This is a genomic window from Alkaliflexus imshenetskii DSM 15055, assembly GCF_000517065.1.
Taxonomy (GTDB): Bacteria; Bacteroidota; Bacteroidia; order Bacteroidales; family Marinilabiliaceae; genus Alkaliflexus; species Alkaliflexus imshenetskii.
This window is the reverse complement of record NZ_KI912105.1, coordinates 1,221,179-1,224,304: the sequence shown is the minus strand read 5'-3', so window position 1 is coordinate 1,224,304 and position 3,126 is coordinate 1,221,179. Positions and strand designations below refer to the sequence as shown.

General features: G+C 41.7%; 2 protein-coding genes. Both read left to right on the top strand.

Annotation, left to right across the window (positions count from 1 at the left end; all coding sequences use genetic code 11):
* Positions 1–106 precede the first annotated feature (106 nt).
* Positions 107–823, top strand: coding sequence for a tyrosine-type recombinase/integrase (locus ALKIM_RS19550; RefSeq protein WP_235714448.1), 717 nt, complete (start codon positions 107–109; stop codon positions 821–823).
* Between the two features lie 47 nt (positions 824–870).
* A complete protein-coding gene (locus ALKIM_RS0105005; RefSeq protein WP_044117758.1) occupies positions 871–1,947 on the top strand; it encodes a Fic family protein in 1,077 nt (358 codons plus the stop codon).
* Positions 1,948–3,126: the final 1,179 nt, after the last annotated feature.

Below are 3,126 nucleotides of genomic sequence, written 5' to 3'. Positions count from 1 at the left end.
GAATGCATCTGCCAATAACGGTTTAAGTTCTTTTCTTTCAATTGAATCAATTGAAGAAAAAGAGCCAATAGAACCAATTGTTGAGCCAATCGACCATGAAACCCTGATGGGGTACATCCGCTACCGCAAAGGCCAGGGGATAGGCCCCAAAACCATCAACATGGAGCTAAAGAAAATCAGTTATTACTTAGATTTTAAAGCCTTGCCCAATGTAGCAGAACCCATACGGGTAAAAGGCGTTCAACGAAGAATGCCACATGATTTATTTACAGAAAAGCAACTTGATACGATTTACCAAAAGTTCCCGGAAAGCAAAAACCACTGGACACATGCGAATACTTTAAAAACCTATCATTTAATATTAGGGCTTAGAATTTATCAAGGCTTACAAGAGCAAGAACTGGCAAAACTTGAAATTAACCATTTACAGCTCGATAAAGGCAAGATATACGTTCCATCAACCAAACGAGCCAATAAGCGGATATTAGACCTAAAACCCTTTCAAATACTGCCCCTGCACGAATATCTTTTAACTGATAGAAAGTCCTTAAACGATAAAATAGAAGGAAACTACCTGTTCCATAAAAAGCGCCTAATCCGCGGCATGTCCAGAATCAAAGCCATGATAAAGCGCTATGAACCCAGACTCACAAACATGGCACAAATCCGTGCAAGCACCATTACCAATTGGCTCAAACATTACAACCTCAGAGAAGTGCAATACATGGCCGGCCACAAATACGTAAGCAGCACCGAACGTTATAGAATGGATGCCTTGGAGGATTTACAGAAAGAACTGGAGAAATATCATCCATTAAAATAAGGCAAATAAAAGAATAATTTTTACTTTTGGATAAATATGGATACGTTATGGATATATCTAAAAAAATCAACAATAAACTTGAATTTGGCGGGGCTGTTTATCAGCAGATTACCCAAAAGTTAAGCATAATAGACTCTTTCAAGGGAAATTGGAAAGCTATTGAAAATAGTGAAAGCCGCTATTTAAAGGAGCTAAGAAAGATAGCTACCATTGAAAGTATTGGTTCATCCACTCGAATTGAAGGGGCAACCCTAACTGATGAAGAAGTAGAAAAGCTCTTAAAATCAGTAAAAATAACAAAGCTGCAATCACGCGACGAACAGGAAGTTGTAGGCTATTATGAGGCATTGGAAATAATTTTAGAGAATTATACCGACATCGAAATATCGGAAAGATATATTCATCAACTGCATGGAATATTACTAAAACATAGTGATAAAGACCAGACTCACAAAGGAAGATACAAGAACCTGTCGAATCAGGTTGTTGCGAATTATCCCGATGGTACGCAGCGGACTATTTTTAGGACAACAGAGCCACATTTAACGCCCAATGAAATGCAAGATTTGATTGAATGGGCAAACCAGCGACTGGAAAAGAAAGATATGCATCCTTTGCTGATGACGGCAACTTTTGTTTATGAGTTTTTATCAATCCATCCCTATCAGGATGGTAATGGACGTTTATCAAGACTATTAACTTCAATGCTTTTAATGCAGCAGGATTATAAGTTTATACAGTACGTATCGTTTGAAAACGTTATTGAGACACGAAAGGACGAATATTACAAAGCGTTGATGGAAGGGCAGAAGAACCGATACAAAGAGAACGAACGCATAGATTTATGGATTTTATTTTTCCTTGAAAGCCTGATAATATTAACTCAAAGGCTTGACGCGAAATACGAAACCTACAGTAAACTGAAACTTGTATTAAACGACAGGCAACAGCAGGTAATGGAATTTATAAAAGAACGCAAGGCAATACAGGTAAGTGATATAGAACAAGCAATGCCAAATCAATCCAGAAATACATTAAAAAAAGACCTTTCATTTTTAGTAAAAGAAGGCCTGATATTAAAAACCGGGGAACGAAAAGGAACTTATTATCACTTGAAGGAATAAATCCCCACGCACAGACCCGGTAAAGCGGTGTTCCTCATCGTCAGTCAGCAAAAAAGCACGCCAAACCGTCCGGCACTTGTTTTTAAAAAGCAAGCTCTATAAGGTAAAAACAAGCGCCGTCCGCCCTTCGGTTCCCTCCGGGTTACGCTACGCTCCAGTTTGTCATGTTTTTTGCTTTCCTTCCTCTTCCTCACTGCAGCTCCTTTGTCTGCTTAGGCCACTTGTTCCACAGCTCCGTTCGTGCCTCTCTACGCCATGGCCCAAGCCGCCACGCATCCAACCGCTGCTGCGAAAAGGCTCGCCTGCTAACTCCCTCGGTTCGGCTTTGTCACAGTTTTTGAGCCACCGCACGAAAACCCATCCCGGAAGTCAAAAACTCCGCCAAAGTCTCAGCGTAAACGCCACTGCCGGCTTCGCTTCCTCATTCTTCGTCAGCTCTCACCGTCAGGCCTCGGTCATACTCGCAGTCGGCTCGCGCACACAGCGTCTGCAAACCGCTTCGTTTCCCGCCCTGCGGGACAGGCCGTGCCTCACTCCACTTTTTTGCAGCCACTATCCCAACGCTTGCTCAAGGCTGTTTTACCTTCGCACAGTTCCATATTATCAGCAGGTTGTAATCAGAGAAGGGAAGAAAAAAAGAAGAAAAAAAGAGAGAAAATCTACATTTACAATAACACCCCATCCCATAAAAAACCGCCATTTAAACCGCTTCGGCCAAGTTAAAGCCCCCCGGCCAACCCCGCGCAAGGCCAAGCCCTTCGGGTTTTGGAAAAAATCTCCACCCGTCGTTCCTCAGGGTAGTATTTTTCCAAAAGCCTTGACCTGCCACCGCTAGGCTTAAGAAGTTGCCTACGGGTTGTAAATGACTGGTTCCGCTCAAATCCGGACATCACTGCATCCTTGAACTTTTTTTTCAATTGAAAAACCCTTCAACTGAATATTTTCAATTGAAGAAAAAGTAAGTACCGGAAATTTTCTATCTTGCAGAAAATAAGATGTAATGTTCTTTGAAATAGGGGTGAAAAGGCCATGTAGTGGAGTTAAATGCAGCCAGTTTTTACCGAGCTGATGATAACCTCAATGGGACTTGATTCATAACCCGGAGAAGATTTTGTTTTCGTGGGCGCAGGATGAGGAGGAGGGGGCTTTTTCTTTGTATGAGAGTTTTGTTACGATGGA